Source organism: Peptoniphilus sp. SGI.035 (assembly GCF_050315115.1).
In the GTDB taxonomy this organism is placed as follows: Bacteria; Bacillota; Clostridia; order Tissierellales; family Peptoniphilaceae; genus Peptoniphilus_A.
This window is the reverse complement of record NZ_JBNPOJ010000005.1, coordinates 17,324-34,412: the sequence shown is the minus strand read 5'-3', so window position 1 is coordinate 34,412 and position 17,089 is coordinate 17,324. Positions and strand designations below refer to the sequence as shown.

18 protein-coding genes are annotated in these 17,089 nt (G+C 31.4%); 11 read left to right on the top strand and 7 right to left on the bottom strand.

Annotated features, from left to right (window positions below; translation table 11 throughout):
• Positions 1–47: 47 nt before the first annotated feature.
• Genes typA through ACQRC6_RS03820 form a run of 4 tightly spaced genes read left to right on the top strand, consistent with a single transcriptional unit; the run spans position 48 to position 4,112 of the window.
• The gene (gene typA / locus ACQRC6_RS03835; RefSeq protein ID WP_293558879.1) at positions 48–1,871 is read left to right on the top strand and encodes a translational GTPase TypA; all 1,824 of its coding nucleotides are present in this window, start codon (positions 48–50) and stop codon (positions 1,869–1,871) included.
• 12 nt (positions 1,872–1,883) lie between these two features.
• The gene (gene cls, locus ACQRC6_RS03830; protein WP_427847821.1) at positions 1,884–3,347 is read left to right on the top strand and encodes a cardiolipin synthase; all 1,464 of its coding nucleotides are present in this window, start codon (positions 1,884–1,886) and stop codon (positions 3,345–3,347) included.
• A gap of 1 nt (position 3,348) precedes the next feature.
• The gene (locus ACQRC6_RS03825) at positions 3,349–3,888 is read left to right on the top strand and encodes a M48 family metallopeptidase (RefSeq protein ID WP_427847820.1); all 540 of its coding nucleotides are present in this window, start codon (positions 3,349–3,351) and stop codon (positions 3,886–3,888) included.
• Between the two features lie 8 nt (positions 3,889–3,896).
• A complete protein-coding gene (locus ACQRC6_RS03820) occupies positions 3,897–4,112 on the top strand; it encodes a hypothetical protein (RefSeq protein WP_293559530.1) in 216 nt (71 codons plus the stop codon).
• A gap of 79 nt (positions 4,113–4,191) precedes the next feature.
• Here the strand turns inward: ACQRC6_RS03820 and ACQRC6_RS03815 are convergent, their stop codons facing one another.
• The gene (locus ACQRC6_RS03815) at positions 4,192–4,731 is read right to left on the bottom strand and encodes a helix-turn-helix domain-containing protein (protein WP_427847896.1); all 540 of its coding nucleotides are present in this window, start codon (positions 4,729–4,731) and stop codon (positions 4,192–4,194) included.
• Between the two features lie 194 nt (positions 4,732–4,925).
• On the opposite strand from ACQRC6_RS03815, the gene dsdA reads away from it, so the two are divergent.
• The 6 genes from dsdA (at position 4,926) to ACQRC6_RS03785 (ending at position 13,021) form a co-directional block, all read left to right on the top strand.
• Positions 4,926–6,245, top strand: a complete 1,320-nt coding sequence (gene dsdA, locus ACQRC6_RS03810) for a D-serine ammonia-lyase (protein ID WP_427847819.1) — start codon at positions 4,926–4,928, stop codon at positions 6,243–6,245.
• Between the two features lie 25 nt (positions 6,246–6,270).
• A complete protein-coding gene (locus tag ACQRC6_RS03805; RefSeq protein ID WP_427847818.1) occupies positions 6,271–7,857 on the top strand; it encodes an N-acyl-D-amino-acid deacylase family protein in 1,587 nt (528 codons plus the stop codon).
• 16 nt (positions 7,858–7,873) lie between these two features.
• On the top strand, positions 7,874–9,229 hold the full coding sequence (locus tag ACQRC6_RS03800) for a GntP family permease (RefSeq protein ID WP_427847817.1): 1,356 nt from the start codon (positions 7,874–7,876) through the stop codon (positions 9,227–9,229).
• Positions 9,230–9,526: 297 nt separating this feature from the next.
• On the top strand, positions 9,527–10,612 hold the full coding sequence (gene serC, locus ACQRC6_RS03795; RefSeq protein ID WP_075659577.1) for a 3-phosphoserine/phosphohydroxythreonine transaminase: 1,086 nt from the start codon (positions 9,527–9,529) through the stop codon (positions 10,610–10,612).
• Positions 10,609–11,790 (top strand): phosphoglycerate dehydrogenase, encoded by a 1,182-nt coding sequence (locus tag ACQRC6_RS03790; protein ID WP_235860788.1) that lies wholly within the window; start codon positions 10,609–10,611, stop codon positions 11,788–11,790. Before serC ends, ACQRC6_RS03790 begins: the two co-directional genes overlap by 4 nt.
• A 7-nt stretch (positions 11,791–11,797) precedes the next feature.
• Positions 11,798–13,021, top strand: coding sequence for a DUF1015 domain-containing protein (locus ACQRC6_RS03785; protein WP_427847816.1), 1,224 nt, complete (start codon positions 11,798–11,800; stop codon positions 13,019–13,021).
• Between the two features lie 138 nt (positions 13,022–13,159).
• Here the strand turns inward: ACQRC6_RS03785 and ACQRC6_RS03780 are convergent, their stop codons facing one another.
• From ACQRC6_RS03780 to tpx, 4 genes are read right to left on the bottom strand one after another with little or no spacing between them, the layout of a single operon-like run.
• Positions 13,160–13,537, bottom strand: a complete 378-nt coding sequence (locus ACQRC6_RS03780) for a hypothetical protein (RefSeq protein WP_427847815.1) — start codon at positions 13,535–13,537, stop codon at positions 13,160–13,162.
• 30 nt (positions 13,538–13,567) lie between these two features.
• Positions 13,568–14,089 (bottom strand): hypothetical protein, encoded by a 522-nt coding sequence (locus ACQRC6_RS03775; protein WP_427847814.1) that lies wholly within the window; start codon positions 14,087–14,089, stop codon positions 13,568–13,570.
• A 7-nt stretch (positions 14,090–14,096) separates the two neighbouring features.
• Positions 14,097–14,576: a 23S rRNA (pseudouridine(1915)-N(3))-methyltransferase RlmH gene (rlmH, locus tag ACQRC6_RS03770; protein WP_427847895.1), complete on the bottom strand. Its 480-nt coding sequence runs from the start codon at positions 14,574–14,576 to the stop codon at positions 14,097–14,099.
• Positions 14,576–15,076 (bottom strand): thiol peroxidase, encoded by a 501-nt coding sequence (tpx, locus tag ACQRC6_RS03765; protein ID WP_427847813.1) that lies wholly within the window; start codon positions 15,074–15,076, stop codon positions 14,576–14,578. Before tpx ends, rlmH begins: the two co-directional genes overlap by 1 nt.
• Before the next feature lie 149 nt (positions 15,077–15,225).
• Between tpx and ACQRC6_RS03760 the strand changes: the two genes are divergently transcribed.
• A complete protein-coding gene (locus tag ACQRC6_RS03760; RefSeq protein ID WP_427847812.1) occupies positions 15,226–15,651 on the top strand; it encodes a hypothetical protein in 426 nt (141 codons plus the stop codon).
• 53 nt (positions 15,652–15,704) lie between these two features.
• Here the strand turns inward: ACQRC6_RS03760 and ACQRC6_RS03755 are convergent, their stop codons facing one another.
• Together ACQRC6_RS03755 and ACQRC6_RS03750 are read right to left on the bottom strand one after the other, a co-directional pair.
• Entirely contained in the window at positions 15,705–15,824 is a 120-nt protein-coding gene (locus ACQRC6_RS03755) for an OadG-related small transporter subunit (RefSeq protein WP_427847811.1), read from the bottom strand.
• 10 nt (positions 15,825–15,834) lie between these two features.
• Positions 15,835–16,947 carry a sodium ion-translocating decarboxylase subunit beta gene (locus ACQRC6_RS03750; RefSeq protein ID WP_427847810.1) on the bottom strand — a complete coding sequence of 371 codons (1,113 nt, stop codon included), beginning with the start codon at positions 16,945–16,947 and terminating at the stop codon, positions 15,835–15,837.
• Between the last annotated feature and the right edge of the window lie 142 nt (positions 16,948–17,089).

The window sequence follows — 17,089 nt, the reverse complement described above, 5'->3', positions numbered from 1 at the left end:
ATTTAAGATTAAAATAGGATAGAAGTTTGAAGAAATGAGATGAGATTTTGAAAAGAGAAGATATTAGAAATATAGCAATTATTGCCCATGTCGATCATGGCAAGACTACACTTGTAGATGCACTACTAAGACAATCAGGCATTTTTAGAGAAAATCAACAAGTAAATGACAGAGTTATGGACTCTAACGACATTGAAAGGGAAAGAGGTATTACTATCCTTTCCAAAAACACTGCCGTAAATCACAATGGTGTTAAGATTAACATAATTGATACTCCAGGACACGCTGACTTTGGGGGAGAAGTTGAACGTGTGTTAAAGATGGTTAATGGCGTTGTTTTATTAGTTGATGCCTTTGAAGGTCCAATGCCACAAACTAAATTTGTGTTGAAGAAAAGTTTTGAACTAAACCTTCCAGTAATTGTCTGCATAAACAAAGTTGATAGACCAGAAGCGAGACCACTTGATGTTGTAGATGAAGTTTTAGATTTATTTATTGAACTTGGTGCAGATGGCGACATATTGGACTGTCCTTTTGTATTTGCATCAGCAAAGCAAGGTGTGGCTGCACTTGATTTAGATGATAAGATGGAAAACATGGATCCACTTTTTGAAACTATTATAAAATACATTCCAGCACCAGAAAATAGAGACGACGAACCTTTTAAACTATTAATTTCAACAATTGACTACAATGAATATGTTGGAAGAATTGGCATTGGAAAAATTGAACAAGGCGTTATAAAAGAAAATGACAAACTTGTTAGAGTAAATAAATTAAAACCAGACTTCAAAGAAAATATTAAAATTGCACAAATTTATGAATTTGAAGGGCTAAATAGAGTAGAAGTTAACTCATCAAGATCTGGATCCATTGTTGCAGTTACAGGAATTGAGGGAATCAACATTGGAGATACTATTACATCAACTGAAGATACTGAAGGACTTGAATTTGTAAAAATTTCTGAGCCAACTATATCTATGAATTTTTCTGTAAACAATTCTCCTTTCGCAGGAAGAGTTGGAAAATTTTTGACATCAAGACAAATCAAGGCAAGACTTAATCGAGAACTGCAAACTGATGTAGGACTAAGAGTTGAAGAAACAGATACTACTGATTCTTTTAAGGTAAGTGGCAGAGGAGAACTTCATCTTTCTGTACTAATTGAAAATATGAGACGTGAAGGTTACGAATTTCAAGTTTCTAAACCACAAGTTCTTTATAAATATGACGAAAATGGTAAAAAGCTTGAACCAACTGAAAGAGTTACTATTGACGTAGATAGTGTTTACGCTGGATCTGTAATAGAAAAACTTGGAAGAAGAAAGGGCGAACTTGTAAACATAGTTGAACCTAATGGAGGTTATCAAAGACTTGAATTTATAATTCCTTCAAGAGGACTTATTGGTTATAGAACAGAATTTATGACTGATACAAAGGGAAGTGGAATTTTAAATTCTATATTCGAAGGTTATGTACCTTTTAAGGGCGAAATTCCAAGAAGAGTTAATGCGTCAATTGTATCCTTTGACACAGGTGTTGCGTCAACTTATGGACTTAACAATGCACAAGAACGTGGAACTTTATTTGTAGAACCAGGCGAAAATGTATATGAAGGTCAAGTTGTGGGCGAATCTCCAAAGGGAATTGAAATAGAAGTTTCCGTTACAAAGGCAAAGAAACAAACTAATGTCAGAGCTTCAGGTTCTGATGATGCCTTAAGACTTTCTCCAGTTAAAAAGATGAGTCTTGAAGAAGCGCTTGAATTTATAGAGGATGACGAATTAATAGAAATAACGCCAAATGAATTTAGACTTAGAAAGAAAATTTTAGATTCACAACAAAGATATAAATCAAAGAAAAACAAATAATAGAGGTGTTTAATGTTTAGTGCCTATTTTGGAATGTTAAAAAACTTTGCTCAGATATATTCTTTACTATTTATAGCAAATGTATTAATTTCAGCATTCATAGTTTTATACGACAATAAAAAGCCAGTTTCCACATTACTTTGGGTAATGGCGATAAACTTTTTGCCAGTAATAGGATTCATCTTATATCTATTTATAGGGCAGGACATTTCAAAATCTAAGATATTTGCTGGAAAAAGCATAGCCGATAAAATTTTGGAAAAGGAATCAGTGGCACAGCTTAAAGCAATAAAAGATGGGACCTTTGTCTACTCTAAGGAGAGGACAAAGAATCACGTTGACATGATTGAGATGTTTAATCGTGCAGAAGGGGAAATTCTTTACACAAATAATAGAGTAAAAAAATATAACGAAGGCAAAAGTAAATTTAAAGATTTATTCGAAGATTTGAAAAATGCAAAACATACAATTTATGTTCAGTATTATATTTATAAATCTGATGAGCTTTCCACTGAGTTTACAAATATATTAAAAGCAAAAGCAATAGAGGGCTTAGACGTCTATCTTTTAATTGACGGAATGGGCATTAGGAAAATGACACTAAGGGATAGAAAAGATTTAAGAAAAGCAGGAGTAAAGCTTGCAATATTCTTTCCAGGGGTTTTTTATAAAATTAACACTCACATGAATTATAGAAATCACAGAAAAATAGTAGTTATAGACAAGAGAATTGGCTATGTAGGTGGTTTTAATGTCGGCGATGAATATGTCTCAAAGGGGCCAATGGGATTTTGGAGAGACACACATCTTAGAATTGAAGGACCGGCAGTAAATGGACTTGCATGGAGATTTTTCTTAGATTTCAAATTTGCATCAGATGATTATACAAAGGGATTTACCACAGAACTTTTCCCTGAAATAGAAGATGGCATCGATATAAACATTGTTACAAGTGGACCAGACACTAAGGCAGACTCCATAAGAAATGGATACGAAAAGTTAATAACATCAGCTAGAAAGGAAGTATATATCCAAACGCCATACTTTGTGCCTGACGAAGGACTTTTAAAAGCCTTAAAGGTTGCGGCATTAAGTGGAGTTGAGGTTCATCTAATGTTTCCAAAAAAGAGAGATCATGTATTTGTACATTGGGCATCACTATCCTTTATGGGAGAACTTTTAAAATGGGGAGCACATGTATACCAATATGAAGGTGGATTTCTTCACGCAAAAGTAGTTATATCAGACGATTATCTAGCAAGTGTTGGTACTGCAAATTTTGACATAAGATCCTTTGAACTAAATTTTGAAGTAAATGCCTTTTTATATGATGAAGAATTAAATAAAAAATTAAAGGAAGACTTTAAAGAAGATTTAAAATCTTGTACAGAAATAACTCCAGAAATGTATAACAATAGGTCGAGATTCACAAAGTTTAGAGAGTCCATATCAAGACTATTGTCTCCGATTTTATAAAATGGAAATAGAAATAAATAGAAAAGATATAAAAAACCTTCGAATAAAAGTAGAAGATGGTATAATAAAGGTATCAGCACCAAAAAAAACAAGTGAAAGAGAAATAAAAAGTATTATAAAAAATAATTTAGATACAATTGAAAAACTAAAGGAAGAGGACTCTAGTAAAAGTAGATACAAAAACCACTTGTTTGGAGAAAAATTAGAGGCAAAATCTGAAAAAGAAATAGAAAAAATTTATCGCTTAGAACTAAAAAAAGTGCTAGAGGGTATTTTTGAAAAATACGAAAAAATCACGGGACTTTCGCCAAAAACAGTTCAAATACGAAAAATGAAAGTAAGATGGGGTACATGTTATCCAAAAAGTGGTAACATAAAGATAAATCTTTATCTTGCAGAAAGACCAATCGAACAAATTGAAGCAGTGGTGCTACACGAACTTGTGCATTTAAAATATTTTTATCACGACGAAAAATTTATTAGTGAGTGCAAAAAGTATATGCCAAATTATGAAGAAATTGAAAGAGAATTAAAGAGATAGGTGATAAAATGAAAAAAGCATTGAAAATATTAGCAATAATTGCGATAGTGATAATACTTATGAAACTTTTTAATATTTCAATATTTATTGGCAATCAAAAAGTTGATAAACACCTAATAATCCAAAGCATAAGAAATTTTAACCTTGGCGACCTCTTTGATAAAATATCAAATTTTTTAAGTGAGCTTGTATCTGGTATAAAAAAAGCAATAAATAGTTTATAAAATAGCACGCGTGTTGTGCTGTTGGGGCTCTACAATGTCTGTTGAAATAACGGACATTGTAGAGCTCTTTTAATTAAACTTAAAATATTGGGGGAGTAATCGCAAAAATTATAGAACATGTATCTGAATTTGGATTTCTCCATTTATGTTTTGTTCCTTTTTTTATGCGAACACTATCACCCTTTTCTAAAAGGTAAATATTGCTTTCTAAATGTAGTTCAATTTCTCCGAGAATGCATACAGCTACTTCCTCTCCTGCGTGAGAATTAAAATCCTCAGAATTTTTTTGATAGGATGCGAGTGTCATTTCACATAGTTGAATGTCACCTTTTAAATCGGGGCTTAAAAGATCATAACCTAGCTCGTATTCTTGACTTTTTGAAGATCCACTTCTAATTCTGATTCTATCATTTTTTCTTACAATTATTGTATTATTGATATCATCATCTACAAACAAGCTAAAGATTGGTACATTTAATGTCTTAGATATTAAATGTAGAGTATTTAAAGAAGGATTTGCTAGTCCTCTTTCTATTTGACTAAGCAAAGAAGAAGATACATTTATTTTTTCAGCAAGTTCTTTTATTGATAAATTTTTTTCTATTCTAATACTTTTTATTTTTTTTCCTAAATTTTTGATTTCTATTTTTATTCACCTCTCTATTTATATTTTAGCATAAAATAATTAATCAGTTGATAAAACAATAAAAATATTTTTTCACATAGTATTGCTTTATCACGTAACAAATAGTATAATTAAATTAAATTTAATCAAATTAAATATAATTTAACAAAAATTGAAAGGAGGATCAAGTGAATTTAAAAAAATTTATTAAAAAAGAACCAGTTTTAAGAGATGTGAAAGACTTAAAGGAAACAGTATGGATTAATCCCAATAAAATACTTTATGGGGATAAGGTGTGGCAAAATATTGACTTAGATGAGAGCGATATAAAAGATGCGGAAAAAAGATTACAAAGATTCGCTCCACTTATAGAAAAATATTTTGAAGATACTAAAGAGACCCATGGTATTATTGAATCTCCACTAAAAAAAATTCCCAAAATGGAGAAATTGTTAAAAAGAAGTACAAATTTTAGAGGCAGTTTGTATTTAAAAATGGATTCACACTTAGCTATTGCAGGTTCAGTTAAAGCAAGAGGAGGAATTTATGAAGTTCTTTATCATGCTGAGAAACTTGCACTAGATGAAGGATTTTTAACACTAGATGATGATTATAGAAAACTCGCAAGTGATGAATGCAGACGATTTTTTAAAAATTATACAATTCAAGTGGGGTCAACAGGTAATTTAGGACTTTCTATTGGTATAAGTTCAGCTGTCCTTGGATTTAATGTAGTTGTTCATATGTCTAGAGATGCGAAACAATGGAAAAAAGATTTACTTAGATCAAAAGGTGCAATAGTAGTTGAATATGATGGAGATTTTTCAAAAGCAGTTGAAGAAGGTAGAAATAAATCTAGCAAAGATCCAAATAGCTATTTTATAGATGATGAAAATTCTATAAATTTATTTTTAGGTTATGCAGTCGCTGCAAATAGATTAAAAAAGCAAATTAAAAGATGGAATATAGAAATTGATGAAGCCCATCCTTTATTTGTTTATATACCATGTGGAGTTGGGGGTTCACCAGGAGGGATAACTTTTGGACTAAAAAAAGTATTCGGAGATAAATGTCATATTTTCTTTATTGAGCCTACACATGCACCAAGTATGTTAATAGGAATGGCGACAGGACTTAATGAAAAAATAAGCGTTCAAGATTTTGGAATCGATGGAAAAACCGAAGCTGATGGTTTAGCGGTTGGTAGACCTTCAAGTTTTGTTGGAAAAGTAATGAAAAATATTTTATCAGGTATTTTTACAATTAATGATAATAAGCTATTTGATTATATGAGAGATTTAGATAAAAGTGAAAACATAAGAATTGAACCATCATCTTGCGCTGCATTTGAAGGACCAGTAAAACTTTTTGAATATGAAAATTGCAAGAAATATTTGGAGGAGAATAACTTGTTAGATAAAGTTGATAATATAACTCATATTTCATGGGCTACTGGAGGAAATCTAGTGCCTAAAGAAGTTATGGAAGAATATTTAAAAAGAACTTGAAAATTCGATATGATAGGAGAACAAAATGTTAGATTTGATATTTAAAAATGGAACAATAATCGATGGTAGTGGTAAAAAATCTTATAAAGGTGATGTTGGAATTAAGGATGGAAAAATTGTACTTAATTGTACAAATGTTGAATCGAAAGAAGAAATTGACATTGAAGGATTTGTAATAACACCAGGATTTATAGATGCTCATTCACATGGAGATTTAATTTTAGGAACTAAAGACGCAGCTTTATTTAAAATTACACAAGGGATAACCACTGAATATACTGGACAATGCGGTTTATCTATAGCACCAATTAAAGAAAAAAACTTAAGAGATATACAAAATATGCTGTCTATGGGGACTACCTTTTTCCCAAAGGAAATGAAAAACTGGGAGAAATTTTCAAACTTTATTAATTATGCAGATAGTCTAGACCTATACTTGAATAGTAAAATTTATGTAGGTCATAGTACATTAAGAATTTCTGTTATGGGCATGGAAAACAGACCAGCTACAAAATTAGAATTAGATAAAATGAAAGGAATTCTCAGAGAAGCTATGGAGTCGGGAGCAGCAGGTTTTTCTACTGGATTAATTTATACTCCATCAGTCTATGCTACTGAGGATGAAATTATAGAATTAGCAGAAGTAATTGAACCCTTTGATGGAATTTATGCTAGTCATATGCGAAATGAGTCCAATAAAATAGTAGAAGCAGTTAAAGAAACAATAAATGTAGGAAGACAGTCAGGTGTTAGAGTAGATATTTCACATCATAAAATGTTAGGAAGGCCAAATTGGGGAAAACAAAAAGAAACACTTAGACTAATAGATGAAGCAAATAATGAAGGTATTTTTGTTTTTCACGATCAATATCCATATACAGCAAATATGACTACTTTAAATGCGACAATGCCACCATGGTATTTATCAGAAGGATTTGACGCGATGACAGAAAAATTAAAGGAAAGAAAATTCAGAGAACAACTAAAATTAGAAATGCAAGATCCAAAAACAGATTATGACAATTATTACTTAAATGCAGGTGGTTGGGATGGAGTATATGTTTATTCATCTCCTAAAATGCCAGAAGCAGAAGGAAAATTCATAAGTGAATATGCAAAAGAATTAAATAAAGATCCTTGGGATTTGTTCTTTGATATTTGTGTAGAGAATCATTGTGAAACGGGTGGTGTATATTCCAGTATGTCAGAAGAAGATGTTTGTGAAATTATAAAAAACAAATATTGTATAGTAGGAAGTGACGGATTAACGAGAGCTTGGTCAGAAAAAGGACATCCAAGAGCAAGCGGAACTTTTCCACATGCAATTAACTATTTTGTAAAAGAAAAGAAAATTTTAACTCTTGAAGAAATGATAAATAAAATGACGGGAAAGTCTGCTGATTTTTTGAGAATGCTAAATAAAGGGCTAATAAAGGACAATTATGATGCTGATTTAGTTATATTCAAGTATGATGAATTAAAAGATACAGCAACTTACGCGAAATCTAATAGTATAACTGAAGGTATAAAATATGTTCTGGTGGACGGTAATATTGTATATAAAGACAAAGAATTCACTGGTTTAACACCAGGTAAATTATTAAGACATTAAATCTAAGGAGTAAAGTATGAATACATTATTAACTTTTTTTATGGTTATGATAATATTATTTATAGGATTAATAGTGTTCAAAATTAGTCCAGGGATAATGCTTTTTGTTAGCGCAATTCTTATGGGAATATTAACAAAAATGGAGATTTCAGAAATACTTAAGTTAGTAACAAGTGGTTTTGGAAATATGATGACAAGTATAGGACTTTTGATTATATATGGGGGTGTTTTTGGCTCTATGCTTGGTGATTCTGGTGGAATGGAAGAATTGGCTAAGGGATTTTTAAGAAAATTTGGAAAAAAGTTTGATATGTTAGCCTTAAATTTGACAGGTTTTATTATCTCAATACCAGTATATTTTGGTTCAGCTTATATTACCTTAAGTCCATTATTAAGTAGCTTACAAAAACTAACCAAAAAAGACACCTCAGCATATGTTGCAGCTTTATTTACGGGTCTTTTGTTAACTCATTGCATAGTAGCTCCTACACCAGGACCATTGGCAGTTGCAGGTCAACTTAATGCTAATATAGGATGGTTTATAATATATGGAATATTGGTAGCGTTACCAGCATCTTTAATTTGTGGTTGGAAATATGGAGATTTATTAAATAAAAGAAATCAAAAAAACGAGAAAATTATTGGAGGTCAAATTTCTGAAGAACTAATAAAGGCTGATAAAAACAAGCCTTCCGCAACATTGGCACTTTTATTAATTGGTCTTCCCATTATGTTAATAGTAATAAAATCTATTGTTACTTTAATTTTAGATAAGCAAAATTTGATATATAAAATATTTTTATTTTTGGGGGATAATAATATTGCTTTATTTATAGCTATGATAATTTCAGGATTAGTACTTCAAAAATATCTAGTGAACGATAGTGTTGAAAGTTTATGGAAATATATTGATATTGTGTCAGATAAAGTAGGAAATATTTTATTAGTAATTGGAACAGGCGGAAGTTTTGCAAGTGTTCTTCAAGCTAGTGGAGTAGCAGATTCGCTAGTGGATCTATTAACAAGTATGAATTTACCAATATTAATACTAGCGTTTTTACTAGCTATGATAATACGTGCAGCAGTTGGGTCTGCAACAGTAGCAATGTTGACAACAGTAGCTATAGTAGGTCAAGGTGCTGTAGCACATGGTTATTCACCAATTATTGTAGGTCTAGCAATTTGTATAGGTACTGTAGGTCTTACATTGCCAACGGATGCTGCATTTTGGTTGCCAGCAAGATATAATGATTTAACAGTTAACCAAGCTATTCAAGGCTCAACAATACCAAATACAATTGCTAGCTTTGTAGCTTTTATAATATTAATGATATTACAAAATTTTGCAACTCAATTACCAGGAATGTTTTAAGTTTCATAATTTATAGTATTATCTAAAAATTAATTAGATTATTCATTATTAGAATGAAGTAATATATGGGTGTAAAAAAACACAAAAAACTGACCACCAAAAAGTTGGACTAAAAATCAACTATGAGAGGTCAGTTTTTTTATGGAAAAAATATATTAATAATACAAATTTATAAAAAAATTTTAAATATCAAAGGTTTTCATGAAAATTTAGCCTTGTCTTTTGCAAAACTATTCATTATAATTAATACAATTTACTTTTTTACTTAAGTAAATAATTTTGAAAGAGGAGGACGAAATGAAAAAAATTTATAATTTTTCTGCAGGACCATCTACTCTACCAGTAGAAGTTCTAGAAAAAGCACAAAAGGAAATGTTAGACTATAAAAACTCAGGAATGTCAGTTATGGAGATGAGTCACCGCTCCTCCCTTTATGACGAAATTCATAATGAAGCTAAAGAGGACTTAATGGAATTAATGGGTCTTGATGAGGACTATGAACTTTTATTCTTGCAAGGTGGAGGGTCAACTCAATTTGCAATGATTCCTATGAATTTGTTAAATAAAGATGATATTGCATCTTATTTAATCACTGGTTCTTGGGCTGACAAGGCTTATAAAGAGGCTAAAAAATTTGCAAAACCTGAAATTCTAGCATCTTCTAAGGAAGATATTTATACCTATATTCCAGAAATTGATGAAAGTAAAATGAATGAAAAGTCAAAATTTTTATATCTTTGTGTTAACAACACAATTTATGGAACGAGAATTTCTCCAGAAAAAATTGGGAAGCTAAACAAGCCACTTGTTGCAGATATTTCTTCAAATATTTTGTCTGAAAAATACGACTATAATAAATTTGATTTAGTATTTGCAGGCGCTCAAAAAAATCTCGGGCCTGCAGGCGTTACAATTGTAGCTCTAAAAAAAGACTTAATTAAAGAAACTAGGGAAGAGATTCCTACAATGCTTTCTTACAAAACTCATGCCGACAAAAACTCACTTTACAATACGCCTCCATGTTTTGCAATTTATGTTACAGGACTTGTGGCTAAGTGGATAAAAAAAATGGGTGGAGTGGAAGCAATGGAAGAGATAAACAAGGAAAAGTCAAAACTTCTCTATGATTTTATAGATAATTCTTCTCTTTACAAAAATAATGTTAAACTAGAAGACCGCTCACTTATGAACATTGTATTCGTAACAGGAGATGCTGAACTAGATGCGAAATTTGTCAAGGGAGCAAAGGAAAAGGGGCTTGAGAATCTAAAGGGACATCGCACAGTTGGTGGGATGAGGGCAAGTATTTATAATGCCATGCCAATAGAGGGCGTAAAGGCTCTTATAGATTATATGAAGGATTTTGAGAGGGAGAATAGGTGATAAAATTGGGACAAATTTACAAAATTAAAACAATAAATAATATTTCTAATAAGGGACTTAAACTTTTGCCAGAAAATTTTAAATATAGTGCAGAGGAAGAAAATCCCGATGCAATATTAGTTAGAAGTGCCGACCTTCACGATGTAGAATTTCCTAAAAGTGTGAGATACATTGGTCGTGCTGGAGCTGGAACAAATAATATTCCAGTAGATAGATGTGCTGAAGAGGGAATTGTAGTTTGCAATGCTCCAGGTGCTAATGCCAATGCTGTAAAAGAACTTGCTCTGACGGGAATGCTCCTTGCATCAAGAGATATTATTGGTGCTGTTAATTGGGCAAACAATCTAGAGGGTCATGAAAATATAAAAAAAGATGTGGAAGCTGGCAAAAAGGCTTTTGCTGGGCCTGAACTAAAGGGCAAAACACTTGGAGTAATAGGACTTGGTGCAACGGGACAACTTGTTGCATCAGCTGGTGTTGAAATGGGAATGAAAGTAATTGGATACGATCCCTTTCTTTCAATTAAAAACGCACTTCATTTAGACACTAAAGTTAATTATACAGAGGACATAAAGGAAATTTTTAAAAATTCAAATTATATTTCTCTTCACATTCCTTATAGCGAAGCAACTAAAAATATAGTAAATGGAGAGCTTCTTGAAATTGCAAAGGATGGTCTAGTGTTACTTAATATTGCGAGAGGTGGACTTGTAGATATTACTGCTCTTAAAGAATATTTGGAAAATGGCAAAGTTAAAAAGTATGTATGCGACTTCCCTGACGAGGAAACAATTACACTTCCAAATACAATTAATCTGCCTCATATAGGTGCATCAACACCAGAGTCAGAAGAAAATTCTGCAAAGATGGTTGTTGAAGAATTAATAGACTATTTAGAAAATGGAAATATAAAAAATTCTGTAAACTTTCCTAATATGGATATGGGAACTTGTAACAGTGTCCACAGGATTCTCGTGCTTCATAGAAATATACCAAGCATGATTGCACAAATTACTACAATTCTTGCAGATGAAAAGGTAAATATTTCTGATTTATTAAATCGCCACAAGGGGAAATTTGCAGCGACAATGATTGATATAGATTCAGAGGTTGATGAAAATCTTAGAAAAAAACTATATGCAATTAAAGGCGTCCTTAGAGTTAGGCTAATCAAGTAGGTGCATAATGGAGATAAAAGCATTTAAAGCCATTAGACCTAAGAAAGAATTGGCAAGTGAAATTGCAGCACTTCCCTACGATGTCTATTCTGTAAAAGAGGCTAGAGAAATAATAAAGAAAAACCCAAAATCCTTTTTGCAAGTGGATCTTCCGGCGGCAACTGTAGATGATGAAGTTAAAAATTTAAATGAAATAGCCCTTTTAAATTTTAATAATTTAAAAAAGAAGGGATATTTTTATAAAGAAGATAGGGATAAACTATATATCTATTCTCTTACAATGAAGGGAAAGACTCAAGTTGGACTTGTCGCCTGTGCATCAATAGATGAATATTTAGAGGGCAAGATTAAAAAACACGAATTTACTAGAAAAGACAAGGAAGCAGATAGAGTAGATCATGTTGACAAGCTTGATGCAAATACGGGGCCAATATTTTTGACATATAAGTCTTTAGATGAAATAAATAAGATAATATATTCAGAAATTAAGGAAATACCTGAAATAGACTTTAGGACGGAAGATGGCGTAAATCACAAAATTTGGACAATAGAAGATGAAGATACAATAGAAAAATTAATCACTTTATTTAAAAATGTAGAAAATTTTTACATCGCAGACGGACACCATAGATGTGCTTCTGCCGTAAAAGTTGGACTAAAAAGGCGCGAAGAAAAGAAGAATTACACAGGTAATGAAGAATTTAACTATTTTTTATCATTAATATTTCCTTCAAGGGAAGTTGAAATTATGGACTACAATAGAGTCGTAAAGGACTTGAATAATTTCACTGAAAAGGAATTTTTAGAAAAGTTAAGGGAAAATTTTGAAGTAGAAGTAGCTAAAACTTCACCCTATAAACCAGAAGGCAAGGGTTACTTTGGAATGTATCTAAATGACAAATGGTATAAATTAAAAGTAAAAGATGAATTTGTAAAAGATGACATAATAGAAAAACTAGATGTTTCAATATTACAAAATCTAGTCCTAGATAAAATTTTAGGAATAAAAAATCCAAGGACAGATGAGAGAATAGATTTTGTTGGAGGAATAAGAGGGCTTCATGAACTTGAAAAGAGAACGAGAGAAGATATGAAAATAGCATTCTCACTATATCCAACATCACTTGAAGAACTATTTGAAGTTGCAGATGCAGGCGAAGTAATGCCGCCAAAATCAACGTGGTTTGAACCAAAACCCCTCTCAGGTCTTTTTATTCACGAACTAAAATAATATAATTATAATTTAAGCTGACCTCCAAGAGTTGAACTAAAAGTCAACTAAGGAGGTCAGTTTTTTAATGGGCTAAAAGAAAAAGGAAGACCTTCAAATATACTAGAGGGATTGGCGGCAGTTCTGCACTTGTGCGTCTTATTTTATCTTAGCATTTATATTTATTTCAAAGGAGTTTTCATCTAAAAATTCTTCTCTAAGTTCCACAGCTTCGGTGAAATAAATTTCTGCACCATCTAAAAAATATATTGGATGGATGCCGTCGGCAAATTTTAATTCTTTATTCATTCTCACATCGGCATAGGAAATTATGTTGCCAACTGCGTGGTATTTTAAGAGAAGAGTTTCGCCAAAATTTTTTATGTAGCTTGGTTTTTTGTAATCAATGGACATTTCACCTAGCGTGGAAATTATTTTTTCATCTAAATTTATATCCACACTTTTTAATTTTTTCATAAACTCTTCTGTTTTATAATTATTTACATTTATCATATAAGAGTCAAAATTAAAAATCATTTTATCACCTCGATTTTTGCATTAAGATTATTATAATTTTTCTAAGGATTCATAAATAAGTTTTGATTCATTATTGTAAAAAATTTCAAGAGAGGCATTTTGCCATTCTTCTTTATCATCAAAGTCTGTTACTATGCCAAAAAATCTCATGTAGCCGTAACCAAAGGATTCATTAATTATTTCAAAATTAAGTTTTAAAAATTCTTCAATTGAAATCTTTTTGTATTTTCCATCTTTTAAGAGATTTATCTCCACAGAATCCATTATTTCGCCTTCAATGTCATCTATTTCAATGTTTTTGTCAAAATCAGAATCAAAGGCATGGATAATATTCTCTATAACTTCTTCAAGTTCTTCCTTTGTAAAGCTTGTATCAGTTTTTTCTAGTATTAACTTGGGATTTGTCATAATATAATCTACTTGTTTTTCGGCTTTCTTTTCAAAGTAAATTCCCTCGTCAAAGGATAAAATAACTTTGTCGTCAAAAACTTCAAGATTTGTCAAATGAAAATCATGAAAGGAAAAAATTTGATTTAATAAATTTAGTTTCATATGGACCTCATTTGTGATAGGGGTGATTGTTTATTATTCTAAAGGCTCTATAAATTTGTTCCATTAAAATTACGCGCATAAGTTTGTGTGGGAAAGTCATCTTCGAGAAGCTAAGTTTGTAATCGGCTCTATTTAAAATTTCTTCAGATAAACCGAGACTTCCTCCAATTATAAAAGTTATGTTAGAATAGCCGCCTATCATTAAATTATTTATTTTGCCTGCAAATTCAACTGAGTCAATGCTTTTTCCATCTATGGCAAGGGCAATGACATAGGCGCCTTCCTTTATCTTTGATAAGATTTTTTCGCCCTCAGTATTTTTTACTCTCTCCATGTCTTTTTCAGACAAATTTTCGGGGCAAGGTTCGTCCATAATTTCAAAAATGCTTAAATCGGCATAGGATTTAAGCATTTTCTTGTACTCATTTATTGAATCTTTAAAATAATTTTCCTTGATTTTGCCAAGTGCAATTAAATTAATATTTATCATTTTAATTTTTTAACTTCTTCAAGAGCCTTTTCAAAGTTTACTTCGTGAGTTACTTCAGGAACATATTCAACATATGCGACCTTTCCATCTCTGTCAACAATTACAACACCACGAGCAAGGAGCTTAAATTCTTTAATCATGAATCCATATTTTTCGCCAAATTCTCTGTAATTGTAATCAGAAACAATGTCTGCATTTTCAATTCCCTTTACTGAACAGAATCTATCTTGTGCAAAAGGAAGGTCAACTGTTACAGTTACGATTTTTACATCGTCAGATAATTTTGTAGCTTCTTCGTTAAAAGTAGTTGCTTGAATTGCGCATACAGGTGTGTCAATAGATGGAGCAACTGAATAAACTACAATTTTGCCCTTTAAATCAGCTGAATTAAATTCAGATAAATCTCTTTTTACAGCTTTAAATTCAGGCGCCATATCTCCTACTTTAATTTCTTTACCTTCTAAATTAACTTTATTTCCACCAAATGTTATATCCATTGTAATACCTCCAAAATATTATTTTTTAATTTACACCTTATTTATATCCAATTCTATTTAATCCTAACAAGATATTGAAATAAAATAATAAATTTGGGTAAAAATTATTTCAAGAAAATTTATTATTTTAAAACAGAAGGGAGGTACTTATGAAAAAATTTTTTAAAACTTTGATTTTTATTATCGTAATAGGATTAATGGGAACTTTTTTATCATCTTTCCAAGATAAAAGGGAACTTCTTCCAGACAAAAAAATTTACAATGTCAATTGGACCATTGAAGATATGACAAATACAGATACTGGCACAAAGGTAGATAATGACATGACAATTAAATTTGATAAGAAAAATTTTATTTTAACTGATAGAAATAATGCAATAGATTATAAGGGAACTTATAAGTTAAAAAAGGCAGGCACGGGCTACGAAATTATAATGAAATTTGACGACTTAAAAGATCCTGTCATAGGTGGATATGGCACGAGGACTTATAAAGATAAGAACTCTGCACCAGATTTATTGTTTGAATATAGGGATCGCATGTATTCTTTTATTGGCGAATATGAAGATAAATAAAAAACTGTTGTGATTTTCAACAGTTTTTGATATTTCCTATGAAATTTTAAAAATTATTTTTCTTTAAAAAATTTAAGCATTATTTTCGTGGAGATGTAAAAGAGAATCAATACTGCAAAAACTCCTGCAAGTCCCCACACTGCTACTTCTAAACCCTGCATAAATATATTCATACATTCACCTCTACATAAACATTGGCACAAGAGCCAAGATCATTGAACCTGCCACTACTGAGCCAAGTTGTCCTGCTACATTTGCCGACATTGCTTGCATTAGCACAAAATTCGTCGGGTCTTCCTTTGCAGCCATCATTTGTACCACTCTACCACTCATTGGGAAGGCAGAAATTCCTGCTGCTCCAATCATTGGATTTACTTTATTCTTTAAAAATAAATTTAAGAATTTTGCAAACAAAACACCGCCTGCTGTGTCGAAAATAAAGGCAACAAGTCCCATTGCAAGTATCATCAATGTGTGAAGATTTAAAAAGGCGTCAGCAGACATTGTGCCGCCAATTGTAATTCCAAGTAAAATTGTAACTAGATTTGAAAGTTCATTTTGTGCTGAGATTGAAAGTCTTTCAAGGACTCCACACACCCGTATTAAATTTCCAAACATAAGCGCACCAATAAGTGCAACAGACATTGGCGCAATAATTCCAGCTATAACTGTAATTACAATTGGAAATAAAATTTCAACTTTTTTGGGAACGTGAACCGTAGTGTATTTCATTCTAATTTTTCTCTCTTTTTCAGTAGTTAAAAGTTTTATAACTGGTGGCTGAATTATTGGAACGAGAGACATATAAGAGTATGCAGCAACAGAAATTGGTCCAAGGTAATTTGGAGCAAAGACCTTTGCGACATATATTGATGTAGGACCATCAGCTGCTCCTATTATTCCAATTGACGCTGCTTCGGGAAGAGTGAATTTTCCTGTTGAAATTGCAAAGAGCATTGTTGCAAAAATTCCAAATTGTGCCGCTGCCCCAAAAAATAACATAAAGGGCGATGAAATAAGTGGTTTGAAATCAATCATAGCACCTACTGCTATAAAAATTAATACTGGGAAGAGTTCCGTTGCAATTCCAGCATTGTATAAAATTGTCAAGAAACCGCCCTCTCCAACTGCAGATGATAGTGGAATATTAGCAATAATTGATCCAAAACCAATGGGAAGAAGAAGTGAAGGTTCATATTCTTTTTCAATGGCAAGATAAATTAAAATTCCACCAATGACAAACATAATTAGGTGTTTAACTTCGAGATTTAAAATTCCAGATAAAAGTGTTTCCATTGTGCCTCCTAAACTTTTTAGATGACAAGTAATATAACATAAATACTAAAAATATTCAATAAATGTAGAAATTATAGAGAAAAACAATTGTAAGGCTACAAATATTTTCTTGATAAAAAATGCTTTATGTGATAAATTTTAG